Origin of the sequence: Campylobacter concisus (assembly GCF_003048835.2) — a bacterium.
Lineage (GTDB): Bacteria > Campylobacterota > Campylobacteria > Campylobacterales > Campylobacteraceae > Campylobacter_A > Campylobacter_A concisus_D.
Window position 1 is genome coordinate 974,151 of record NZ_CP060705.1, and the last position, 21,856, is coordinate 996,006.

The window sequence follows — 21,856 nt, forward strand, 5'->3', positions numbered from 1 at the left end:
AAAGATTTTTTTAAACAAATTTTAGATAACATTAAGCATTTTTTAAACGAAACTGAGGAGATAAAAGTGGCAGAATTTTACAATGCAAAAGAGATAGAAGACAAATTTTATAAAATTTGGGAAGAACGCGGATATTTCGAGATAGACGCAAACAAAGATATCCAAAAAGATGGACGTAAATTTTGCATTATGATGCCACCTCCAAACGTGACTGGCTCACTTCACATCGGACACGCCCTAACCTTCACACTTCAAGATATTATGACTCGCTACAAGAGGATGGACGGCTACAAGACACTTTGGCAACCAGGACTTGACCACGCTGGTATCGCTACTCAAAACGTCGTTGAAAAGCAGCTTTTGGCTCAAGGGATCAAAAAAGAAGAGCTTGGACGCGAGAAATTTGTAGAAAAAGTGTGGGAGTGGAAGGAAAAAAGTGGCGGCATGATAGTCCATCAGATGCGAAAACTTGGCATCACTCCGGCTTGGTCACGCCAGAGATTTACTATGGATGAGGGCTTAAGAAAAGCTGTGAAAAAAGCCTTTGTAAATTTATATGATAAAGGGCTAATTGTCCAGAAAAACTATATGATAAACTGGTGTACGCATGATGGCGCACTCTCTGACATCGAGGTCGAACACAAAGAGAATAAAGGCAAGCTTTATCACTTAAGATACTACTTTGCAGAGAAGCCAAACGAATTTGTTGTTGTTGCGACCACTAGACCTGAAACATATTTCGGCGATACGGCGGTAATGGTAAATCCAAACGACGAGCGTTATAAAAATTTAATCGGCAAAAAAGTGGTGCTACCTATCATAAATAGAGAGATCGAGATCATCGCAGACGAGCACGTTGATATGGAGTTTGGAACAGGCCTTGTTAAGGTCACGCCTGCGCACGATCAAAACGACTACGAGGTTGGCAAAAGGCACGACCTTGAGTTTATCACTGTATTTGATGAAAAAGGCATTTTAAACGACAAGTGCGATAAATTTGCAGGTCTTGAGAGGCTTGAGGCTAGAGACATTGTCGTGGCCGAGCTTGAAAAACTTGGCAATGTCGAGAAAATCGAGGACTACGAAAACCAAGTAGGTTACTGCTACCGCTGCAAAAACGTCGTCGAGCCATATATCTCAAAGCAGTGGTTTGTCAAAAAAGAGATCGCAGACGAAGCGATACAAAAGGTCTCAGAGGGTCTTGCTAAATTTTACCCGCCGCACTGGATAAACAGCTTTAATGCGTGGATGAGAGAGCTAAGAGATTGGTGTATCTCACGCCAGCTTTGGTGGGGACATCAAATTCCAGTATTTTACTGCGATGATTGCGGTCATATGTGGGCTGACGAGGGAGAGCCATGCGAGTGCAAAAAGTGTAAAAGTAAAAATTTCCACCAAGACCCAGACGTGCTAGATACGTGGTTTAGCTCTGGTCTTTGGCCATTTAGCACGCTTGGCTGGGGCAATGAAAATGAGCTAAAAAATGAAAAGTGGTTTGAAGGCGATTTGGCTGAGTTTTATCCAAACAACCTTCTCATCACTGGCTTTGATATATTGTTTTTCTGGGTTGCTAGGATGATGTTTCAGGGTGAAAACGCCCTTGGCAAGCTGCCGTTTGACGACATCTACCTGCACGCGCTTGTAAAAGATGAGTTTGGCAGAAAGATGAGTAAAAGCCTTGGCAACGTCATCGACCCGCTTGATAGCATAAATGAGTATAGTGCCGATATATTGCGCTTTACACTAACTCTTCTAGCCGTTCAAGGACGCGACATCAAGCTAAGCGACGCCAAGATGAAGCAGGTAAGAAATTTCACCAACAAGCTTTATAATGCGAGCAAATACCTCATGTTAAATGAGAGCAAATTCCCAAATTTAGAGGATATCAAGCTTGAAACAAAGCTTGGAATTTATATAAACAGCCGCTTTAACGAGTGCGTGAGAGAGGTGCGTGAAAATATCGACGCCTACCGCTTTAATGACGCGGCAAACACACTTTATAAATTCCTTTGGGATGAGTTTTGCGACTGGGGTATCGAGCTTAGCAAGGCTGATAAAGCGAGCGTAAAAGAGCTTGGAAGCATATTTAAAGAGGCGATGAAGCTGCTAAATCCTTTCATGCCGTTTCTTTCAGAGTATCTATTTCAAGAGCTTAGCGGCACACAGCTTGAAAATGCAAAATCAATAATGGTGATGAACTACCCAGAGATAAAAGAGCGAAATTTAGAGGTTGAGAAGAAATTTGAACTAGTTATCGAGGCGATCGTCGCTATTCGCCGTGCAAAAGCGACAATAGATCTAGGCAACTCAAAGATCGCAAAAGCCTTTGTTAAATTTAATGAAAAAATAGACCTTGACGAGGTAAAAGAGTATATCAAACTGCTTGCAAAATGCGAAGAGATCGGCTTTGTAGATGAAAAAATAGAAAACTCAATAAGAGATGTGAGCGAAAATTTAGAGGCATTTGTCCCGCTTGAAGGGCTTGATATGAGCGGCATCATCACAAGGCTAAGGTCTCAAAAGACAAAGCTTGAAAAAGAGATCGCCAAGCTTTCAGGTATGCTCAATAACGAGAAATTTGTAGCCTCCGCCCCGCAAGCCGTGGTTGAAGCCAACCGAGAAGGGCTGCAAAGCGCGCAGGAAAAATTCGCCAAAGTATGCGACGAACTAAAGGTGTTTGGCGAGTGAGTTGCTCGCTTAATTTTTAAATTTTAAATGAAGGAGAAAAAAATGTTAAAAACTAGTATTGGTGGATTCACCTTAGGTACAGTAATAGCCGTAGCGCTATCATGGGGAGCCAACAAAAGTATTTTGTGGGCGATAATTCACGGATTTTTAAGTTGGATATACGTGATTTATTATATTTTGATTAAGTAAAATTTTATCAGCGACGCGCCGTTTTACGCACTAAATTTTAAAATTTAAAGGATCAAAAATGAGTGAAAAAATAAAAATAGCAGTTTTAGGATATGGAAATTTAGGTCGTGGCGTAGAGTTCGCGGTGCGAAACAGTAAGGATATGGAGCTTGTGGCGGTTTTTAGCCGCAGAGATCCAAGAGAGGTAAAAACGTGTGGTGCGCCGGTGTTTAGCGTGGATCAAATTTTATCTCACAAGGGCAAATTTGACGTTTTAGTCCTTTGCGGTGGCAGCGCAACTGACTTACCGACGCAGACTCCAGAATTTGCAAAAGAGTTTAACGTAGTTGATAGCTTTGACACGCACGCTAAAATCCCAGAGCACTTTGCCGCAGTGGATGCTGCTGCTAAAAAAGGTGGCAATGTAGGTGTCATCGCTGTTGGCTGGGACCCGGGGCTATTTTCACTAAATAGATTATTTGGCGAGAGCGTGCTTGAAAATGGCAGCAGCTATACATTTTGGGGCAAAGGCGTGAGCCAAGGCCACTCAGACGCCATACGCAGGATAAAAGGCGTCGTGGATGCTCGTCAATACACAGTGCCCATAGATAGCGCCTTGGAGCGAGTTCGCGCTGGGGAAAATCCAAATTTAACCACAAGGGAAAAACATCTGCGTGATTGCTACGTAGTGGCGCAGGACGGCGCTGATAAGGCACGTATAGAGCATGAGATAAAAACGATGCCAAATTATTTTGCCGACTACGACACAAGCGTGTATTTTATCGACCTTGAGACGCTTAAAAAAGAGCATGGCGGTATCCCACATGGGGGATTTGTACTGCGAAGCGGAGTGAGCGGAGAGCATGGCGAGAACAAACACTTGATCGAGTTTTCTCTAAAACTTGACTCAAATCCAGAATTTACAGCAAGCGTGCTTGTAGCCTACGCCAGAGCAGCATATCGCTTGGCGCAAAGGGGTGAGAGTGGCGCATTTAGCGTATTTGACATAGCTCCAGCGCTTCTTTCGCCAAAGAGTGCAGATGAGCTAAGGCGCGAAATTTTATAAGATGACGCACTTTTAAAAATAAGGAAAATTTAGTGATAAAAATAGAAAATTTAACCAAATTTTATGGCGGCACACAGATCCTTTTTGATGTAAATTTAGAGGTTGCAAAGGGTGAAATTTTTGCTATCGTGGGACATAGTGGCGCTGGCAAATCAACACTTTTAAGGTGCATAAATGGGCTAGAGAGCTATCAAGGTGGCAGCTTAAAAGTCTTTGATCAAGAGATAAAAAATTTAGATGAAATGCAACAAAGAATTTTAAGACGAGATGTTGGAATGATATTTCAGCATTTTGCCTTGATGGCTAGAAAAAATGTCTTTGAAAACGTCGCTACTCCGCTTAAATTTTGGGGTTATAAAAGCGATGAAACTGAAAAAAGAGTGAGAGAGCTTTTAAATTTAGTCGGTCTTGAAAGCAAGGCAAAAAGCTATCCAAGCGAGCTAAGCGGCGGCCAAAAACAGCGTGTCGCTATCGCTAGAGCACTTGCTTTAAATCCTAAAATTTTACTAAGCGACGAGGCGACTTCGGCTCTTGATCCAAACACGACAAATCAAATTTTAGAGCTGCTTGAAAAGATAAATAAAGAGCTAGACATCAGCGTCGTCATCGTCACGCACGAGATGGAGGTGGTAAAATCTATCGCAAAACGCGCGATTTTGCTAGAAGGTGGCAAGATCATAGGCTCTGGAAGCATCGAAGAGCTATTTTTAAAGCCAGATGAGAAGATGAAAGAGTTTTTGGGTGAAGTTGAAATTCTACCAAGCACTGGCACAAATATCAGGCTATTTTTCCCAAAAGAAGTGGCTCAAAACAGCGTGATCACACACATGGCTAGAAGCCTAAATATCGACTTTAACATAGTCTGGGGCAAGCTTGAAAAGCTAAACGACAACGTCCTTGGCTCGCTTGTCATAAACATAGATGAAAAAGATAAAGAAAACGTGCTTAACTACATCAAGCAAAGTGGCGTTTTGTGGGAGGTTGCTTAATGTTTGGTATTGATTTTTCTAAATTTCCAGATGTTTTTTCTAGAATACTTTTGCCAGCTATCGGCGAAACGCTATATATGAGTATCGTCTCCACCCTGCTCGCTTTTGCCATAGGCCTTATACCTGCGGTTTTGCTCATCCTTTCAGACAAAAACGGTCTAAAGCCAAACAAACAGCTTTACTTTGTCCTTGATATCATTATAAACGTGCTTAGAAGCTTTCCGTTTATCATTTTGATCATCGTGCTATTTCCAGTCACAAAAATGATCGTAGGTACAAGTATTGGCACGACTGCTGCGATCGTTCCACTAACTATCGGAGCGGCTCCGTTTGTGGCAAGGCTCATTGAAAATGCTCTAAAAGAGGTTGATAAAGGCATCATCGAAGCTGCTCAAAGCTTTGGTAGCTCGAAATTTCAGATCATTTTCCGTGTGATGTTTGTAGAGGCGCTTCCTGGCATCATTTCGGCATTTACACTAACACTTATCGTAAATATCGGCTTTTCAGCGATGGCTGGTGCAGTTGGCGGTGGCGGACTAGGATCAGTCGCTATAAACTACGGATATCAGAGATTTCGCCCAGATATCATGCTCTACACCGTGGTTATTCTAATTATTATGGTGCAAATTTTCCAAGTTTTAGGCAACTATCTCTATAAAATTTCAAAAAAATGATTTTAAAAACATTGCAAATGCTAATGCCACACATAAGATAAAAGCGATAAAAATTGCCATAAATTTTGGCTTAAAAAACCTATTAAGAAGTATGATTTCCGGCAGGCTAACACCTGCCGCCGTTATTACAAACGCTCCAAATGCGGCCGCACTAGCACCAGAGGTAAGAAGCGCTAAGCCAATTGGCACTAGCGCTTCTACTCTAACATAGAGCAAAATTCCAAACAATGCCGAAATAAGTATCGAGGCGATGTCGCTAGAACCAAGATAGTTTGAGATAAGCTTTTGCGGAACAAATCCGTGTATAGCGGCGCCGATAAACATCGCAAGCAGTATGTAATGAAATAGTTTTTTATACTCTTTTACCGAGTTTAAAAGCGCCATTTTGTAAATATTTTTACTATTTTTTATATCCTTGCAAGAGCAAGCTTGTGTCTGATTAACGGGCGTAAAAACAAAGCCTTTGGTTGGATTGTATGGGCTAAATTTTGGTTTTAAAAAATCATCTTTTAAAAATAGATTTTGATCTGCTTTTGATAACAAAAGACCAAAAGCAAGCGATGAGATAAAAATGACCGTAAAATAAATAATGCTAAATTTAAACCCAAAGCTCATAAAAAGAAGCGTTAAAATTACAGGATTAACAAGCGGAGAGCTTAACAAAAATACGCTACTAACGCCAAGTGATACGCCGCTTTTTAAAAACCCATTTAAAAGCGGTATAGTAGAGCACGAACAAAACGGCGTAATAGCGCCAACCAAAAACGCCTTGATAAAGCTTGAAATTTTTGTGCTTATAAGGTGTTTTTTGAGTTTTTGACTAAATTTTTCAGATACGATGAATACCAAAAAAGAGACACAAAAAAATAGTAGTGAAATCTCTGTAAAATAAAGTATGAAAAATTTAATAAACTCAAATATATTGTGTTGATTAAAAAGATCGAGCATTTTTTACCTTTAAATTTTTATATGATTATATACTAATATAGGAATATAGTCAAGTATAAATTTAGCTCTTTTAAGTTAAAATCATAAAAAAGGTATAAAAATGCAATGTGTTGATATTCTTGCGCTAAAAAGCGAATTTATGAGAGTTTTGGCTCATCCTATTAGGATCGGAATAGTTGAGGTTTTAGGTGATAAAAAGATGAGCGTAGGTGAAATTTGCGAGCTTTTAAATAAAGAACAAGCAACGATTTCAAAGCATCTTGGGGTATTAAAAAATGGGGGAATTTTAAAAAGCGAGAAGTCCGGACTTAATGTTTTTTACTCGGTTGATATTTGCTGTTTGCCAAATTTTTTGGAATGTTTAAAAAATATTTTAGAGGAAAAAGCAGCCAAAAACTCAAAAAATGCAAGAGGTGTCATAAAAAGTCTAAGATAAATTTCTAAAATTTATTTTTTTTTAAAGTTTATTTATTTAGAATGCGCGAAATTAATTTAACCGAAAGGATCTAAAATGAAATCAGATATGTGCCAGATGTGCCGCCTACTAAAAAACGCGTCGTCGAAAGACTAATCTCTAAGCACAGAATTTCTTTTTAAGTGCTTAGAAAAAGCTTAAGCACTTAAAAAGAAATTTAATCTTCTAGCTTAAATTTATCCTTTTTTTGGTGCTTGGCAAATTTTAAAAAAGGATAACAAATGAAAAAACTACTTCTTACCTCTTTAGTTGCCCTAGGCCTTAGCGTTAGTGCAAATGCTGCTGACAAGTCAAAAACAATAATCGTCGGTGCTACACCTATCCCACATGCTGAAATTTTAGAGGTTGTAAAGCCTATTTTGGCAAAAGATGGCTACACACTTGAGATCAAAGAATTTAACGACTACACCACGCCAAACCTTGCGACAGAGGACGGCGACCTTGACGCAAACTTCTTTCAGCACATCCCATATCTTGAAGAATTTAACAAAAACAAAGGCACTCACCTTGTAAAAACAGTTGGCGTGCACCTCGAGCCAATGGGCGTTTATTCTAAAAAGATTAAAGATATCAAAGAACTAAAAGATGGCGCAGTGGTCTCTATCCCAAATGACCCAACAAACGAGAGCCGCGCACTTGACATCGTAGCTAGCGCTGGACTTATCAAACTAAATGACAACCCGCTAAAAACTCCGCTTGATATAGTTGATAACCCTAAAAAGCTTAAATTTGAAGAGATCGAGGCTGCTCAAGTGCCAAGAACGCTTGATGACGTTACTATCGCAGTTATCAACACAAACTACGCGCTAAATGCAAATTTAAATCCAACAAAAGACGCGCTTGTGATCGAGGGTAAAGATAGCCCATACGTAAACTACATAGTTGTAAAAGCTGGCAACGAGAACAGCCCTAAAACTAAAGCCCTTGATAAAGCTATCAACTCACCAGAAGTTAAGAAATTTATCGAGACAAAGTATAACGGCGCTATCATCCCAGCGTTTTAATTAAATTTATAAAAAGCGACGTAAAAGCTTTTACCTTTTTAGCGTCGCTTCAAATCAAACCAAAAAAGGAAAAACAATGAAATTTATCAAACTTTTAACCGCATCTTTAGTTGCTCTAAGCCTTCACGCAGCCGACAAAGACCACACTATCACTGTTGGCGTCTCACCTGTGCCACACGCTGAAATTTTAGAATTTGTAAAACCAAAGCTAAAAGATAAGGGCTATGATCTTGTTATCTCTGAAATTTCAGACTATTCGATACCAAATGTCGCCACAGAAGATGGTAGCTTAGACGCAAATTTCTTTCAGCATTTACCATATCTTGAGGAGCAAAACAAGGCTAGAGGCTTGCATCTTGTAAGCGTTGCGAGCGTGCATGTCGAGCCACTTGGCTTTTACTCTAAAAAGATAAAAGATATCAAAGAGCTAAAAGATGGCGCAAAAGTGGCGATCGCTTACGATCCGTCAAATGGCAACAGAGCGCTTAGGATTTTAGAAAAAGCTGGTCTTATAGAGATCAACAAAGGCGTCAAAACAGCTAGCGTAAATGACATAACGAAAAATCCTAAGAATTTGCAGTTTGTCGAGCTAGAAGGCGCTCAGATCCCAAGGACGCTTGATGATGTCGATATCGCAGCTATTAGTACAAATTTCGTCCTTGATCTTGGCATGAGCGTGGCAAAAGACGCACTTTTACTTGAGGACGCAGGTAGCCCTTACGCAAACATCATCGTTACAAAATCTGGCAATGAAAATAACCCTAAGATCAAAGCTTTAGTCGATGCGGTGCTTAGCCCTGATACTAAAAATTTCATCATCACTCGCTACAAAGGCGAGGTCATACCTGCGTTTTAAAACTGGGCGAGCTTTCGCCCTACTTCTTTATAAATTTTACTACCCCATTTAATTTAAATTTTATCACTCCATGTTAGTTACTATTAGTAAATAAAGCTTTGCTACAATGCCTCACTTTAAGATAAATTTCGGAGTAAAAATGCTACATGACATTATTGATTTTATCGTTTCAAGCGTGAGCAGCTGGGGATATGCTGGCATATTTGTGATGATGTTTTTAGAGAGCTCATTTTTTCCATTTCCAAGCGAAGTGGCGATGATACCAGCTGGATATCTAGCTCACAAAGGCGAGATGAGCCTAGTGCTTGCCTTTATCTCAGGCACGCTTGGCAGCCTGCTTGGAGCCATTTTTAACTACTATCTTTGCTACTTTTTTGGACGTGAGATCATCTTAAAATACGGCAAATTTGTCGGCATCACTCACGAAAAGATGGATAAATTTGAAGCATTTTTTAATAAACACGGCGAAATTTCGACCTTTAACTCACGCCTCATCCCAGGAATTCGTCAGTATATCAGCCTGCCAGCTGGACTTGCTAAGATGAATATTTTTAGATTTTGCCTATTTACCACGCTTGGCGCTGGGGTTTGGTGTGCGGTTTTGCTTGGAGTTGGCTACTTTCTAGGTTCAAATCCAGATAAACAGACGCTTCTAACGATCACGATCGCTCTTTTAACTGTGGTTGCGGTAATAAGTGCTATCTATATAGTAAAGCAAAGAAAGAGGTAAATACATATAAAAATACATAAAATTTAGTGTATTTAGCTAAATTTGGCTCAAGTTTTTAGCTAAATTTAGCCTAGCAAATCGCTCTCATTTTTTCTAGGCGAGCTAAATTTCTTGAAATTTTCTCTAGCTCGCTTTGCTCGCAAACCTCGTCGCCTGAGTAGAAAAATTTTACATTTGGAGTTAAATTTGAATTTGAAATTTGAAGTTTAAGCTCACTTATGAGGCGCTTTACCGTCCCTTCGTTGCCGTCTATTATGCTTATATTTGCTGGCAAAATTTCTCTTAAGCTATCTTTGAAATAGTTAAAATGTGTACAGCCAAGCACCAAAAAGTCAAATTTACTTAGATCAAATTTACCTAGCTCATCTTTTAGATATGACTTCACGTTTTCGCTCTCAAACTCAGCCTTTTCAGCGAAATTTACAAGGCGAGGCAGAGCTAGCAGCTCGGTTTTATCTTTTGCGTTTAAATTTGTGATCAGCTCTTTTAGTTTTGTGCCATTTACCGTGACTGGAGTGGCTATGACAAGCGTTTTTAGGGCGTCATCATGGCTTAGATCGTGAGCCTTTTTTACAGCTGGCTCCATGCCTATGATCGGCACGCTTAAATTTGCTCTAAGCTCTTTTATTGCAACACTTGTAGCTGTGTTGCAAGCTATCACGACAGCTTTTGCCCCATTTTTAACAAGAAATTTCACCGCATCAAAGCTAAATTTTAAAATTTCATCTCTGCTCTTTTGTCCGTATGGGACATTTTTCACGTCTGCGTAATATAAAAATTCATGCTCACTAAGCTTGCTTAAAGCTTCGTTTAAGACGCTAAGTCCGCCAAGCCCTGAGTCAAATATACCTATCTTCATGCCCATCCTTAAAGCCTGCAATTATAGCAAATAATATCTTTGTAAGCCGTTTTTTATTATACTTTGGCTCATTTTAAAGTTGGAGCTAAATTTGGCAGTTGATAAGGTTATTTTTTATCTTTGCGCGACTTTGATCGCCATAAGTATCATTTTCTCACTATCTTTGCCAGTTTTTACAGTTTTATTTTTTAACTACGACGAATTTCACTTTTTCATCCGCCAGTTTGCAGTCGGTTGCATAGGAATTTTTCTCATGTGGTGGCTATCAAGGCTAAATCCCGACAAAGCGCTCGTTTGGATAGGCTTTGGACTGCTTATCTCTTGCGGTATCGCTATGGGGCTCATGCACGCCTTGCCAGCTTCGATGGTGACTGACTCTGGAGGTGCTAGACGCTGGATCAGACTGCCTGGCTTTTCGCTTGCGCCTGTTGAGTTTTTCAAAGTCGGTTTTGTCTATTTTTTAGCATGGAGCTTTACTAGAAAATTTAGCGACGGTAAGAGAACTTTGATGGCTGAGCTAAAGATACTTTTGCCTTATATCATTCTTTTTGGTATCGCTATCTTTCTTATCGCCGTTATGCAAAACGACCTTGGTCAGGTTGTAGTTTTGGCACTTACTTTTGTGACGATGGCGCTTTTTGCAGGGGCTAGCGTTAGGCTCTTTGGTATCGGTATCTTGGGCGCTGCCTTTGTCATGACGGTGGCGATCGTTAGCTCAGAGCACAGAATTTTACGTATAAAATCATGGTGGGGCACGATACAAAACATGGTGCTCTCTTTCTTGCCAGATAGCGTAGCAAACGTGCTTAGAGTGGCAGACGCACCAGAGCCTTATCAAATTTCTCACTCACTAAATGCGATCAAGCATGGCGAGTTTTTTGGAGAGGGGCTTGGAGCTGGGATATTTAAGCTTGGCTTTTTAAGCGAGGTGCATACAGACTTTGTGCTAGCTGGCATAGCTGAAGAGGTCGGCGTTTTTGGCATTTTATGCATCACAGCGATCTTTATCACTCTACTTTATAGGATATTTAGAATTTCAGCTAGGAGCGAAAACAAGGTTTATCACCTATTCTCACTTGGTATTGGGCTTATCTTGTCGTTTTCATTTTTGATGAATAGCTACGGCATCACATCGATCACGCCGATAAAAGGTATAGCTGTGCCATTTCTTAGCTACGGCGGCAGCTCCGTGCTTGCTATATGCATCGGCATCGGCATGGTCTTGATGGTTAGTAAAAAGGCGAAACTATGATAGTTATTTGTGGTGGCGGCACTGGCGGACATTTGGCGATCGCTAGAAGCTTTTGCGAGGAGCTAAATAGACGAGGCATAAAGCCAATTTTCATCGGCTCAACTAGCGGTCAGGATAAATTTTGGTTTGAAAATGATGATAAATTTGCAAAAAAATTTTTCTTGCCAAGCAGTGGCGTAGTAAATAAAAGAGGCATAGCCAAGCTAAAATCACTAACAAACATCATAAGTCTAGCTCTAAAATGCAGGCAAATTTTTAAAGAAAATGGCGTTAAAGCGGTCATCAGCGTGGGAGGCTACTCAGCAGCGCCCGCAGCCATAGCAGCCATCATCTCAAAAACGCCACTTTTCATCCATGAGCAAAATGCCGTAACTGGCAAGCTAAATAAAATTTTAAAGCCGTATGCAAAGGGCTTTTTTAGCTCTTATGATGAGCTCTCGCCCTGCCCTTATCCTGTGGCAAATAAATTTTTTGAAAGCCAAAGAGTTAGAGATGAGCTAAAAACTATACTATTTTTAGGTGGCTCACAAGGGGCAAAGGCGATAAACGAGCTGGCTATAAATTTAGCCCCATATCTTAAAGAAAAAGGGATAAAGATCATTCATCAATGCGGCAAAAACGCCCTTGATGAGCTTGAAAAAAGATATGATGAGTTTGGCTTTAGCGAAGCAAATTTAGAAATTTTTGACTTTAGCAAAGAGATAGAAAAGAAGATGAGTGAGGCTGATCTTGCCATATCAAGAGCTGGAGCTAGCTCGCTTTGGGAGCTTTGCGCAAACGCCCTGCCTTCTATCTTTGTGCCATTTCCTTATGCTGCTGGCAATCACCAGTTTTATAACGCTAAATTTCTAAAAGATAAAGGCATAGCTGAAATTTGCCTGCAAAATGGCGAAAATTTAGACAAAGACGAAGTCATAAAAATGATCGAGAGCTTTGATCTAAACAAAAGCAGCAAAGCTCTAAAAGATATCCTTTTGCCAAATGGAGCAAAAGAGATAGTGGATAAAATTTTAAGCTAGATCCTCGCCTATGGCGTAAGCTTTTAGCTCTCGTAGCTCGTAAATGAGGTAGTGATAGATAAGCTCATTTGTCTTTAGGCTTTTGCCTGAAAGCACTGGTCTTATCATCTCGATGATCCTATCTGTGATGCCAGCGATCTCAACCAAAAGTAGCTCGTCGCCTCTTTGTTTGGCCACTCTTATGCAGTTATAAAAAAATGTATAGATAGTTTTAAAATTTTCCAAAACGACGTTTGAGACGATTTGAGAGTCGAGATGTAAAATTTTATTCATCCTATTTTGTAGCTCCATTAGCTCTGCAAGTAGCCCTCTTATCATCGCTGTGTCGCCACTTCTTGAGAAGATGCTCTTTTTCTTTTTTTTATTTTGTATCTGATACTCAGCGACTAAAATTTGCATGATATTTGAGATGCTTGTCAGGCTCTCCTGCAAATTTTGATTAGTCTTTAGGCTCACGCCAGCCTTTTCTATCTTGTAGTATAGGCTTTTGTTTGTCTGCTCGAGGTATGAGCTAATGTTTTCGTAGTAATCTTCAGTATTAAAGACATTTTTAAAAAAACTGCCCTCGTCTGTTGTGCTGTAAAGTCTTTTTTTGATCTCTTCGACATTTTTATTAAAAGTGAGCGCATCGATCTTTGTTTCTGGCTCGACAACGCCGTTGTTTTCGATAACTTCCAAGTTTTTCTTAAGCGTGTTTATCAGCTTTTCAATCTCATTAAAATCCATTTTGCCTCTTTGAAATTTTTGGCTATTTTACTATAAAAAACTGAAGTTTTCGCTTGCAATTCTTAAAAAGATATTTATACTTCTTTTAATAAAATATCTCAAAAAAGGAGCAAAAATGAATGGTGAAGTTTTTAACTCTTGCATTATCGTAGCCTCTATAAAGCAAGCATTAAAGTCAAATTTAGAGCTAAACTACAAAAGCGAAAAATATATAAAAAGCCTAGTTTTTGACTTTATCTTAGGTGATGAGCCAGAAAAAAAAGAGCAAGCTAGCATAAATGAGTGGTTTAAGCACGCCTTAAAGCTTGGGCTAAGCGACGTGAGATATGCCACAAATTTGAGCGTCACATCAGAGGAGCGCTCGCTGCAAGGCTTTTCAAACGTAAGCTACAAGTCGATTCTTTGCATTTATAAAGAGAAGATGAGCTACTTCGTGCCTCACTGGAGCTTTGAAGAAGACAAAAGGGGCTGGGATATAGTCTATAAAGAATTTAGTCTAGATGGCATGCCAGAGATTCAAAAATTTAGTGATAACACTTTGGAGTTTAAAGATATCCTAACAAGGATCTCTAAATTTGCAGATGAGATAGAGTGCGAGAATTTTGGCGACTGCTTTAGGGAAGGGCTAAAAGCGCTAAACGAGCCAGAAAAGATAGAGCAAAATGTCCTAAACGCACCACTTATGCCAAAGCTAAATTTGGCTCTTTTTAATGCGGCAAGTGCGGCAGATGTCTTTGGTGGTATGGGCTCATGGAACGACGACGCAGCAGGCTGGGCGAAGCGTAAAAAGCGTGACAAAGAGTACGATGAGCTTAGTGCAGAGCTTTTTACGCAGATGCATAAAGCCACACTTTTTGCCATAAATGAGTGGTAGCTAGCCGTTTATCTGATAGATCTTTTTTCGCTGACTTGAGCTGCCGATGTTTAGGATTTTGCGGTATTTGGTGATGGTTCGGCGAACTATTTGGATGTTAAATTTAGCTTGGATTAGCTCTTGGATTTTTAGATCAGAAAGTGGCTTTTTGTGGTCTTCATTTTTGATAAGCTCTAGCAAAAATTCCTTTATCGCGGCGTTTGAAGTCTCCTCGTCAAAGCCAGTTGCGAAGAAATTTTTAAGTGCGACCGTGCCTCTTGGGGAGCTTAGATATTTGTTCGCGATCGCTCTTGAGATGGTTGAAGGATTGCGTCCAAGCTCGTCAGCTAGGTCTTTTAGCTTCATAGGCTTTATGTCGCCACCCAAAAAGTAGTCATACTGATACTCAACTATCATGAGCCCTATCTTATAAAGTGTCGCCTTTCTCATCTCAAGGGCGTCTATGAGCTCACTAGCCTCTTTTATGCGCGAGCTTACAAAGGCCTCTTTCTCGTCTAGTCCCTCGGTGTCGATAGAAATTTCAGGATAATACTCGTCATTTATCTGCACGCTTATGCCGCTACTTGTGCTTAGCACGAAGATGTCAGGCACCGCCTCTTTTTCATCTTCAAGATACTCAATGGCCGGGGGATTTTTAAATTTCTTTATTATTTTTAGCGCGTCATCATAGAATTTAAGCTTTCTAAGTTTTTCTATATTTTCAAAATTTAAGATGATCTTTCTTGCGCACTCTATGATCTCTTCGCTTGACTCTACCTCGCCAAGCTGAAACAAAAAGCTCTCTTTCACATCCTTTGCGCCAACGCCACAGGGCTCAAGGTAGGCAAATCTCGCTCTAACTCGCTCCACCTCATTCTCATTAAAACCCGCAAAAATTTCATCATCATAAGAAAAATATCCCTCATCATCTAAGCACTCAATGATCTTATATGCGATATCTTGGGACTTTTGCGTGGGGAAAAGTGGTGGATTTATCTGGCTAATGAGCTTTTCATAAAGGCTTTCTTTATAGATGCTTAAAGCTTCTATGCTTTCGCTAACAGAATTTCTACTAACCTGCTCGAAAAAATTTCGCCTTTTTTCGCTTTTTTCTAAATTTTTATGCTCGATCGTAGCAAATGGGTTTTCTTTTATAAAAGGCTCAAGCGTCTCTTTTAGCTCATCAAGGCCGCTTTGAAGGATAGGAAGCCAGCTTCTTAGCGTTTGGTTTAGTTTGATCTTTGGCGCTAAAGTTTGCTTTTGCCTTAGCATCATCTACTCAAGTAGCTTAAATTCTTCGCCAAGATAGTGCGTTCTAACGAGCTTGTTGTTTGCTACTTCGCTCGCACTGCCGCTTGCTAGCAGCGAGCCATCTTTGATGACGTAGGCTCTGTCGCAAATGGCTAGCGTCTCACGGACGTTGTGGTCAGTTATCAAAACGCCGATACCTAGCTTTTTAAGGTCTCTAACGATGCTTTGTATGTCGCTAACTGCGATAGGATCAACGCCTGCGAATGGCTCATCAAGCAGCAAAAATTTTGGCTTTATGATAAGACTTCTAGCGATCTCACAGCGTCTGCGCTCGCCACCACTTAGGCTAACGCCCTTTCTTAGACGGATAGGCTCGATATTTAGCATATTTAGCATCTCATTTACTCTTTTAGAGATATCTTCTTTGCTTTGATTTAAAATTTCAGCGCCAAGGAGTAAATTTTCTTCTACGCTTAGCTCTTTAAATATGCTTGACTCTTGCGGCAAATAGCCAATACCAAGGTGCGCTCTTTTATGAAGCGGGACATTTGTGATCTTTTCATCATTTAAAAAAACATCTCCGCTAGTTGGCGAGATGAGCCCGCAGATCATATAAAAAGTGGTCGTCTTTCCAGCGCCATTTGGCCCAAGAAGCCCCACCACTTCGCCACTATTTACCTCTAAAGATATACCTTTTATGATCTCACTTTTCTTAATCGTCTTTTTTAGATCTTTTACTTCTAGTTTATGCACTTATAACCTCGTATTTTCTGCCATTTTTGCTAGGAGAAATTTTTACTAACGTATAGCTCTCGCCGTTTTTCTTTAGAGCTTTTTCTAAATTTTCATCGCCCCACTCTACTAGATGAAGCCCCTCTTCAAACAAATTTTCAAAAAGGCCGTTTTTTGCCATCCCGTCAAATCCAATCTGATAGATGTCGTAGTGGTAGATATCTTTACCATAAATTTGCATCAAAGAAAATGTGGGCGACGTCACGCTCTCGTCTATGCCGTGCGCCTTGATGATCGCTTTTACAAGCGTCGTTTTGCCACTTGCTAGATCGCCACTTAGTAGCACCACGCCACTTTTTGGCAGCACCTGCACAAGCCCATCAAGCTCATTTTCTAAAAGCTCAAAAACCATCAAAGCTCTTTTACATATTCGCTCTGGGCGCTTTTTGGTATGCTTTTTGTAGTTGGGATCGCTAGCACCTCATATCTCGCCTCACGAGCTAGAAATTTGATGGTGATCACGTCGCCGATCTTAACATCTTTTGCCGCTTTTGCCTGCACGCCGTTTATACTCACAACGCCGCTTTTGCACATATCTTCGCTAACGGCACGCCTTTTGGTGATATTTACTACGTTTAAAAATTTATCTACTCTCATGCGGCGGATTTTAACAAAAATAGCCTTAAATTTTTAATCCTTTAGATATTTTAAAAGCTCTTTTAAATTTAGAGGTATGACACTGCCATGGGTTTCATTTTTAAAAAACTCAAAGTGAGAATTTACCCCACTTTGCTTTAAAATTTGGGCTAGATCACTCGCCTTTAAAATGCCAGCTTTGTCAGTTTTGCCTTTTCTCTTTTCAAGCTCGCCAACGCTAAGAAAGACAAATTTAGCCTTTAGTTTCTCTTTAAATTTACCTTCGCTCACGTTTTGCTTTAAAATTTCAGACTCACCCCACCAAAGAGATGGTGAAGCGATAAAGAAATTTGAAAATATGCCCTCGTTTTTAAGCAAGGCATAGAGCGTAAAAAGACCGCCAAAAGAGTGTCCATAAAGGCTTTTTTGGCTATTTTGCACGTTAAATTTTTCATCAATTAATGGCACTAAATTTCTTGTTAAAAAGTGGTAAAACGCATCTGCACCCCCACCTTTGCTAAACTCCTCGCCCTCTGCCTTTGGCGTGAGATCTCTTGTGCGTTTTTCTACCTCGTAGCTTTTGTTGCTGTCATATCCTATGCCTATTATTAGTGGGGCAGCCTTGCCATCAAATTCATTTAAAAGCATGTTAAACTGGGCGTTTGCATCAAGCAAGAAAAGCACATTTTTAAACTTATCTTGCCCCTTTAGCTTGGCTGTGTAAATTTTATAAATTTCATCATTTGCGCTCATTTTAAAGGTTGAAATTTCAAATTTACTAGCAGCTTTTTGGCTAAGTGGCTCAGGCGTTTGGCTAGGTCCTGCATGCAAAATTTGCGTCACGCCAAGTGTAAAAAGTAAAAATTTAAAGGCTTTTACCATTTTGCAGCGACCTTAAACCAAAATCTCCTGCCCTCTTGCGGATACCAGTAGTAGTTGCCATCGTCTGCTAGCGTCTCATCGTATCTTACTTTATCAAAGATGTTGTAGGCATTTAGGCTAAGAGTTAGGTGCTTGTTTGCGTCCCAGCTGACGCCTGTATCAAAGGTGAGTAGGTCTTTTGTGTTCTCTCTTACTCTGTTGCCAGCACCAAAATTTACGCTTGTTAGCTTGCTCTCATAGTTTGCGCCAAAAAATGTCTTGACGCTTTTTACAGGCTTATATGTAAGCGTGGCGTGAAGTGTGTGCTCTGGCGTTGCTGTTAGGCTTTTACCATCAAGTCTAGCTAGGTCTGTCTCGCTAAATTTCATAGGACCTCTTGGCGTATTTATCGTTGGGTTGCCAGTTTTTATCTTTGACTTATTATAGGTGTAGTTTGAGCTTAAATTTAGATTTGAAAGGATGTCATAGTCGCCACTTAGCTCCACACCCCAAACGGTCGCACCTTCAATGTTAAAGTAAGTTCCCCAGCCAGGGCAAGTAACGTCTGGTGCATTTGTGCAAGTGCCAAAGGCTGGAATTTTATTTACGTTACTGCCGTCTGTGTCTAGGATCTTATCTTTAAATTCATTTCTAAAAAGCGTTACCGAGCCTCTAAAATCAGCCTGATTGTCATAATATGCCCCGACTTCATAAGTCGTGCTCTTTTCTGGCTTTAGGTCCTTGTTGCCAAAATCAACTATCCTCCAGCCACCTTGGATAGTGCCTACTTCTGGAGAAATTTGATTGACATTAGGTGTTTTATAGCCAGTCGCTACGCCACCTTTTAGGCTTAGCGTATCTGTGGCGTTATAGACTAGATAGGCTCTTGGCGAGAGGTGGTTACCAAAAAATTCGTTGTGTGTGAGCCTTGAGCCAAGCGTTAAAAAGAGCTTCTCATCTAAAATTTGCCACTCATCTTCGATAAATCCCGCATGTTCGCTCATCGAGTAGGTCTTTGGGTCTTTTAAGCCGTTTCTTGAAGCGTTTGAGACGATAAAGGTTGTACCGACATTTTGCTTACTAAAGTCATAGCCAAAAGTTAGAGTGTGTGCGCCAAAAAATGTTGTAAATTTTGAGTTAAAGTTGTGATTTTTAGCTTTTGCAGGTATGAGGCTGTCAAAAAGGCTCGTTCTTTGCGTCTCATCATAAATGTAGCTGATATCGGCATTTAGGCTATCAAATTCGCCAAGATAGCCCACGCCATAGCTCTTTTTCTCGTAGTCATAAGCGTTTAAAACCTTATTTGTCTTTATAGTGGCTGTTTTGCCGACTGTGCGCGAGTAGTCGTGCCTTTCGTTTGAACCAAGGATGAAAAATTTATTGTGTTCATCTGGCGTGATCCAAAGCTTTGCACTCAAATTTCTCTTATCGCTCTTTTGATAGCCGCCTTTGTAATTATCCTCATCTCTTAGCTTTTTGTATCCCCAAAGCTGAAGCGCGAAAAGGTCCTTATAAAGAGGTAAATTTAGATAAAAGTCGCCTTGTCTGCCGTCGCCTATGCCTTTGTGAGTGTTTATCGTGGTTGAGATGCCGACGTTGCCACTAAATTTTGAAAAATCCTTTTTGGTAATGATATTTATAACGCCTCCAACCGCGTCGCTACCATAAAGCGAACTCATAGGGCCACGGATGACCTCTATACGCTCGATAGCCTCAGCTGGCGGGATGAAATTTGAGTTCATATCCCCTGCTCCACCCTTTGGATTTGCGCTGCTTGAATTCACTCTTTTGCCATCAATTAAAACTAGCGTTTGAGACTTCTCCATGCCGCGTATCGAGATACCACTAGCTGGACCATCCTCGCCACCGACAACATTTACGCCTGGCACTTTTTGCGCGATTGAGTGAAGTGAGGTAAAGCTATCTTTTGTAAGCTCATCGCCACTTATCACGCTGATGCTTGCAGGGGCTTCTTTGATTTGCTGCGAAAAGCCACTCGCACTTACTACGACGCCATCTAGCTTAGTTTCGTTGTTCTCTTTCTCTACTGCATAGAGAGAATTTGCCACACAAGCACTAAGGCAAATGGCGATAAATTTTGATCTATTCACGGATATCCTTTTGTTAAATTTAATCATTGATAATGAAAGCGAAACGCAAATTTAACAAAGCAAGCATAAAAACAATATTAATTATCATAATTTTAAATGATAATGTAGAAAAAATTTATGAAAATAAAATTTAAATCAATCTAAGAGGAGCTAGACCCAAAGCGAGTCTAGCAAATTTGAAGTTATTTTGAAGCGACCATTTCGTTGTATGAGCTAAATATCTCTCTGCTAAGATCTTCAAGCTTTCTAAACTCAGTGACAAAATGTTTTAAATTTTTCTCGTTATAGCCCTTGCCAGCTTCTGTCAAGATGGCTTTGATGTTTTTGTTAAACTCATCCACTAAATGGCGTGATTTTTCGTAAATTTTAGTGTGACTAAAGCTCTTTGCGCACTCATTTTCATACCACGCTACAAGATCATCTGCGTCTTTTGCTATATCGTCGCCGTAACCCTGCTCATTTACAGTGTCTGAATAAACACCCACTTTATAAACGATGATAGCTATCTTTGCGATGATGCCAAAGGTCTTGTCTTCTACATATTTTGATCTTTGGGCTGTCTCTTTTGCATTTTGGTTAAAGCTAGCTAAAGTTTGTTTGAAATTTTCGACATTTGCTGTGGCGATCTTTGAAATTTCATCTATCTTTTTAGAGTTTTCATCTATATCTTTGGCTTCTTGCTGAAGTGTTTGGATATTTACGCCGATCTCGTGTGTCGCTTTTTGGGTATTTTCAGCTAGTTTTCTAACCTCATCAGCGACAACAGCAAAGCCGCGTCCATGCTCACCTGCGCGTGCTGCCTCGATGGCTGCGTTTAGAGCTAGTAAATTTGTCTGCTCAGCTATATCTTTTATCAAATTTACAACTGAAGTGATGTCGTCTGTTCTGCTATTTAGCGTGCTTATAGCGTGGCTTGAGCCCTCTATCAGCTCCTCAAGCGAGCTCATATTTACGCTTAGCTCATTGATGCTGTGCGTCGTATCCTCGGCGATTCTAGCCGTATCTTTTGCCATGAGTGCCATTTGGCTAAGGTTTTTGATACTCTCATTTAGATCGTTTCTAACATCTTCTATGCCGTCGTTGCCATTGCCAAGTGTATCAAGCTCTTTTGAAAGCAGACCTCTTACTTTACTTTTGTGACTATCTTTTATGCCAGTTACGCCATTACTCATAGAAATGGCATTTTGTTTAAATATACCGCGAAATCCCTCTGTAAAGATATTTCTATATGTTAGTCCGCTTTGAGCAGCATCTATTGAGGTTGAAATTTCTCTTTGAAGCGCCTCAACTTGATCAAGCAAGTCATTTATGCCAAGTGCTACTTCATAAAGTGGGTCATTTTCTTTTACATTTACTATCCTAGGCTCTAAGATGCCGTTTCTAGCTGAGCCTACTACGCTTAAAATTTCATTTATAGAGTCAAGTTTTTTTCCAAACATATTATAGCCTTTGTAGGTTATTTATAAATTCATCATAACTTATATTTTTTTCTTTTAAAAATTCAGTTAAAAATTTCATCGAAGCATCCATGCCACCGCTCTTTTCTACCGATAATAACTTTTGATATATAGGCTCTATCACCTCAATCGCCTTTGGATTTGGCTTGCGTCTAACTGAGTAGTAGCCAACTGGATTATTTTGTACATCAAGCGAAGTTGTGATATTTGCAAAAACCCAGTAATATCCACCATCAAAGCTTTTGTTTTTAACATAAGCAAAAATTTCTTCTTTATTTTTTATGCGCTCCCAAAGTAGCTTGAAAACTACTCTTGGCATATCTGGGTGTCTTATGATGTTATGAGGCTTACCCAAAACTTCAGCTTGTTTAGCTCCAACTATCTTTAAAAATGGCTCGTTACAATATGTAATACGTCCTTTTAAGTCGGTCTTTGAGACCAAAAAGGCGCTCTCTTCGACCATATGTTCTTTGTTTTCAGACATCTTCTCTCCTTTAAGAT

The 21,856-nt window shown here is 40.0% G+C and carries 22 protein-coding genes; 11 read left to right on the top strand and 11 right to left on the bottom strand.

All coding sequences use genetic code 11. The annotated features are described in order from the left end of the window. The first annotated feature begins 66 nt into the window (after window positions 1-66). The 4 genes from CVT08_RS04835 to CVT08_RS04850 all read left to right on the top strand — a co-directional run bounded on the left by CVT08_RS04835 (window position 67) and on the right by CVT08_RS04850 (window position 5,585). Window positions 67-2,688: a valine--tRNA ligase gene (locus CVT08_RS04835; protein WP_107856181.1), complete on the top strand. Its 2,622-nt coding sequence runs from the start codon at window positions 67-69 to the stop codon at window positions 2,686-2,688. 247 nt (window positions 2,689-2,935) lie between these two features. Beyond that, window positions 2,936-3,922 carry a diaminopimelate dehydrogenase gene (locus tag CVT08_RS04840; protein WP_107856182.1) on the top strand — a complete coding sequence of 329 codons (987 nt, stop codon included), beginning with the start codon at window positions 2,936-2,938 and terminating at the stop codon, window positions 3,920-3,922. A gap of 32 nt (window positions 3,923-3,954) precedes the next feature. After that, entirely contained in the window at window positions 3,955-4,911 is a 957-nt protein-coding gene (locus CVT08_RS04845) for a methionine ABC transporter ATP-binding protein (protein ID WP_107856183.1), read from the top strand. Beyond that, a complete protein-coding gene (locus CVT08_RS04850; protein ID WP_103571991.1) occupies window positions 4,911-5,585 on the top strand; it encodes a methionine ABC transporter permease in 675 nt (224 codons plus the stop codon). Before CVT08_RS04845 ends, CVT08_RS04850 begins: the two co-directional genes overlap by 1 nt. Here the strand turns inward: CVT08_RS04850 and CVT08_RS04855 are convergent. Continuing rightward, window positions 5,574-6,533, bottom strand: coding sequence for a permease (locus CVT08_RS04855; RefSeq protein ID WP_107856184.1), 960 nt, complete (start codon window positions 6,531-6,533; stop codon window positions 5,574-5,576). The two genes, CVT08_RS04850 and CVT08_RS04855, sit on opposite strands and share 12 nt — an antisense overlap. A 100-nt stretch (window positions 6,534-6,633) precedes the next feature. Between CVT08_RS04855 and CVT08_RS04860 the strand changes: the two genes are divergently transcribed. The 4 genes from CVT08_RS04860 (at window position 6,634) to CVT08_RS04875 (ending at window position 9,598) form a co-directional block, all read left to right on the top strand. Continuing rightward, window positions 6,634-6,969 carry an ArsR/SmtB family transcription factor gene (locus CVT08_RS04860; protein ID WP_107856185.1) on the top strand — a complete coding sequence of 112 codons (336 nt, stop codon included), beginning with the start codon at window positions 6,634-6,636 and terminating at the stop codon, window positions 6,967-6,969. Between the two features lie 260 nt (window positions 6,970-7,229). After that, window positions 7,230-8,012 carry a MetQ/NlpA family ABC transporter substrate-binding protein gene (locus CVT08_RS04865; RefSeq protein WP_107856186.1) on the top strand — a complete coding sequence of 261 codons (783 nt, stop codon included), beginning with the start codon at window positions 7,230-7,232 and terminating at the stop codon, window positions 8,010-8,012. Window positions 8,013-8,088: 76 nt separating this feature from the next. Beyond that, window positions 8,089-8,868 carry a MetQ/NlpA family ABC transporter substrate-binding protein gene (locus CVT08_RS04870; protein WP_107856187.1) on the top strand — a complete coding sequence of 260 codons (780 nt, stop codon included), beginning with the start codon at window positions 8,089-8,091 and terminating at the stop codon, window positions 8,866-8,868. Window positions 8,869-9,007: 139 nt separating this feature from the next. After that, window positions 9,008-9,598, top strand: a complete 591-nt coding sequence (locus CVT08_RS04875; RefSeq protein WP_107856248.1) for a DedA family protein — start codon at window positions 9,008-9,010, stop codon at window positions 9,596-9,598. Window positions 9,599-9,668: 70 nt separating this feature from the next. Here the strand turns inward: CVT08_RS04875 and murI are convergent, their stop codons facing one another. Beyond that, window positions 9,669-10,457, bottom strand: coding sequence for a glutamate racemase (gene murI, locus CVT08_RS04880; protein WP_107856188.1), 789 nt, complete (start codon window positions 10,455-10,457; stop codon window positions 9,669-9,671). A 91-nt stretch (window positions 10,458-10,548) separates the two neighbouring features. Here murI and CVT08_RS04885 point away from each other — a divergent pair, with 91 nt between their 5' ends. Both CVT08_RS04885 and murG read left to right on the top strand, forming a co-directional pair. Further along, window positions 10,549-11,709, top strand: coding sequence for an FtsW/RodA/SpoVE family cell cycle protein (locus CVT08_RS04885; RefSeq protein WP_009293817.1), 1,161 nt, complete (start codon window positions 10,549-10,551; stop codon window positions 11,707-11,709). Continuing rightward, a complete protein-coding gene (murG, locus tag CVT08_RS04890) occupies window positions 11,706-12,728 on the top strand; it encodes an undecaprenyldiphospho-muramoylpentapeptide beta-N-acetylglucosaminyltransferase (RefSeq protein ID WP_107856189.1) in 1,023 nt (340 codons plus the stop codon). Before CVT08_RS04885 ends, murG begins: the two co-directional genes overlap by 4 nt. On the opposite strand, the gene CVT08_RS04895 is transcribed toward murG, so the two are convergent. Beyond that, the gene (locus tag CVT08_RS04895; protein ID WP_107856190.1) at window positions 12,720-13,454 is read right to left on the bottom strand and encodes an imidazole glycerol phosphate synthase; all 735 of its coding nucleotides are present in this window, start codon (window positions 13,452-13,454) and stop codon (window positions 12,720-12,722) included. The two genes, murG and CVT08_RS04895, sit on opposite strands and share 9 nt — an antisense overlap. 115 nt (window positions 13,455-13,569) lie before the next feature. On the opposite strand from CVT08_RS04895, the gene CVT08_RS04900 reads away from it, so the two are divergent. After that, entirely contained in the window at window positions 13,570-14,328 is a 759-nt protein-coding gene (locus CVT08_RS04900; protein ID WP_107856191.1) for a hypothetical protein, read from the top strand. Here the strand turns inward: CVT08_RS04900 and CVT08_RS04905 are convergent, their stop codons facing one another. The 8 genes from CVT08_RS04905 to CVT08_RS04940 all read right to left on the bottom strand — a co-directional run bounded on the left by CVT08_RS04905 (window position 14,329) and on the right by CVT08_RS04940 (window position 21,839). Further along, window positions 14,329-15,579 (bottom strand): RNA polymerase factor sigma-54, encoded by a 1,251-nt coding sequence (locus CVT08_RS04905; RefSeq protein ID WP_230855967.1) that lies wholly within the window; start codon window positions 15,577-15,579, stop codon window positions 14,329-14,331. 3 nt (window positions 15,580-15,582) lie between these two features. Then, window positions 15,583-16,311 carry an LPS export ABC transporter ATP-binding protein gene (lptB, locus tag CVT08_RS04910; RefSeq protein WP_002940487.1) on the bottom strand — a complete coding sequence of 243 codons (729 nt, stop codon included), beginning with the start codon at window positions 16,309-16,311 and terminating at the stop codon, window positions 15,583-15,585. Continuing rightward, complete coding sequence (gene tsaE, locus CVT08_RS04915; protein ID WP_012001754.1) at window positions 16,304-16,702, bottom strand: tRNA (adenosine(37)-N6)-threonylcarbamoyltransferase complex ATPase subunit type 1 TsaE; 399 nt, start codon at window positions 16,700-16,702, stop codon at window positions 16,304-16,306. Before tsaE ends, lptB begins: the two co-directional genes overlap by 8 nt. Then, window positions 16,702-16,947, bottom strand: coding sequence for an RNA-binding S4 domain-containing protein (locus tag CVT08_RS04920; RefSeq protein WP_002940508.1), 246 nt, complete (start codon window positions 16,945-16,947; stop codon window positions 16,702-16,704). The genes tsaE and CVT08_RS04920 overlap by 1 nt, the downstream gene beginning before the upstream one ends. A gap of 33 nt (window positions 16,948-16,980) precedes the next feature. Then, window positions 16,981-17,808, bottom strand: a complete 828-nt coding sequence (locus CVT08_RS04925; RefSeq protein ID WP_048809815.1) for an alpha/beta hydrolase — start codon at window positions 17,806-17,808, stop codon at window positions 16,981-16,983. Beyond that, complete coding sequence (locus CVT08_RS04930) at window positions 17,802-19,898, bottom strand: TonB-dependent receptor domain-containing protein (protein ID WP_230855961.1); 2,097 nt, start codon at window positions 19,896-19,898, stop codon at window positions 17,802-17,804. Before CVT08_RS04930 ends, CVT08_RS04925 begins: the two co-directional genes overlap by 7 nt. A gap of 182 nt (window positions 19,899-20,080) precedes the next feature. Continuing rightward, window positions 20,081-21,337 carry a methyl-accepting chemotaxis protein gene (locus CVT08_RS04935; protein ID WP_012001753.1) on the bottom strand — a complete coding sequence of 419 codons (1,257 nt, stop codon included), beginning with the start codon at window positions 21,335-21,337 and terminating at the stop codon, window positions 20,081-20,083. A gap of 1 nt (window position 21,338) precedes the next feature. Beyond that, window positions 21,339-21,839: a PAS domain-containing protein gene (locus tag CVT08_RS04940; RefSeq protein ID WP_107856194.1), complete on the bottom strand. Its 501-nt coding sequence runs from the start codon at window positions 21,837-21,839 to the stop codon at window positions 21,339-21,341. Window positions 21,840-21,856 lie beyond the last annotated feature (17 nt).

Bases quoted from the DNA above. Each gene is read 5' to 3' on its own strand.
- CVT08_RS04840 (WP_107856182.1), top strand. From the start codon at position 2,936: ATGAGTGAAAAAATAAAAATAGCAGTTTTAGGATATGGAAATTTAGGT.
- CVT08_RS04850 (WP_103571991.1), top strand. From the start codon at position 4,911: ATGTTTGGTATTGATTTTTCTAAATTTCCAGATGTTTTTTCTAGAATA.
- CVT08_RS04855 (WP_107856184.1), bottom strand. From the start codon at position 6,533: ATGCTCGATCTTTTTAATCAACACAATATATTTGAGTTTATTAAATTT.
- CVT08_RS04860 (WP_107856185.1), top strand. From the start codon at position 6,634: ATGCAATGTGTTGATATTCTTGCGCTAAAAAGCGAATTTATGAGAGTT.
- CVT08_RS04865 (WP_107856186.1), top strand. From the start codon at position 7,230: ATGAAAAAACTACTTCTTACCTCTTTAGTTGCCCTAGGCCTTAGCGTT.
- CVT08_RS04870 (WP_107856187.1), top strand. From the start codon at position 8,089: ATGAAATTTATCAAACTTTTAACCGCATCTTTAGTTGCTCTAAGCCTT.
- CVT08_RS04875 (WP_107856248.1), top strand. From the start codon at position 9,008: ATGCTACATGACATTATTGATTTTATCGTTTCAAGCGTGAGCAGCTGG.
- murI (WP_107856188.1), bottom strand. From the start codon at position 10,457: ATGAAGATAGGTATATTTGACTCAGGGCTTGGCGGACTTAGCGTCTTA.
- murG (WP_107856189.1), top strand. From the start codon at position 11,706: ATGATAGTTATTTGTGGTGGCGGCACTGGCGGACATTTGGCGATCGCT.
- CVT08_RS04895 (WP_107856190.1), bottom strand. From the start codon at position 13,454: ATGGATTTTAATGAGATTGAAAAGCTGATAAACACGCTTAAGAAAAAC.
- CVT08_RS04900 (WP_107856191.1), top strand. From the start codon at position 13,570: ATGAATGGTGAAGTTTTTAACTCTTGCATTATCGTAGCCTCTATAAAG.
- CVT08_RS04905 (WP_230855967.1), bottom strand. From the start codon at position 15,579: ATGCTAAGGCAAAAGCAAACTTTAGCGCCAAAGATCAAACTAAACCAA.
- tsaE (WP_012001754.1), bottom strand. From the start codon at position 16,702: ATGGTTTTTGAGCTTTTAGAAAATGAGCTTGATGGGCTTGTGCAGGTG.
- CVT08_RS04920 (WP_002940508.1), bottom strand. From the start codon at position 16,947: ATGAGAGTAGATAAATTTTTAAACGTAGTAAATATCACCAAAAGGCGT.
- CVT08_RS04925 (WP_048809815.1), bottom strand. From the start codon at position 17,808: ATGGTAAAAGCCTTTAAATTTTTACTTTTTACACTTGGCGTGACGCAA.
- CVT08_RS04935 (WP_012001753.1), bottom strand. From the start codon at position 21,337: ATGTTTGGAAAAAAACTTGACTCTATAAATGAAATTTTAAGCGTAGTA.
- CVT08_RS04940 (WP_107856194.1), bottom strand. From the start codon at position 21,839: ATGTCTGAAAACAAAGAACATATGGTCGAAGAGAGCGCCTTTTTGGTC.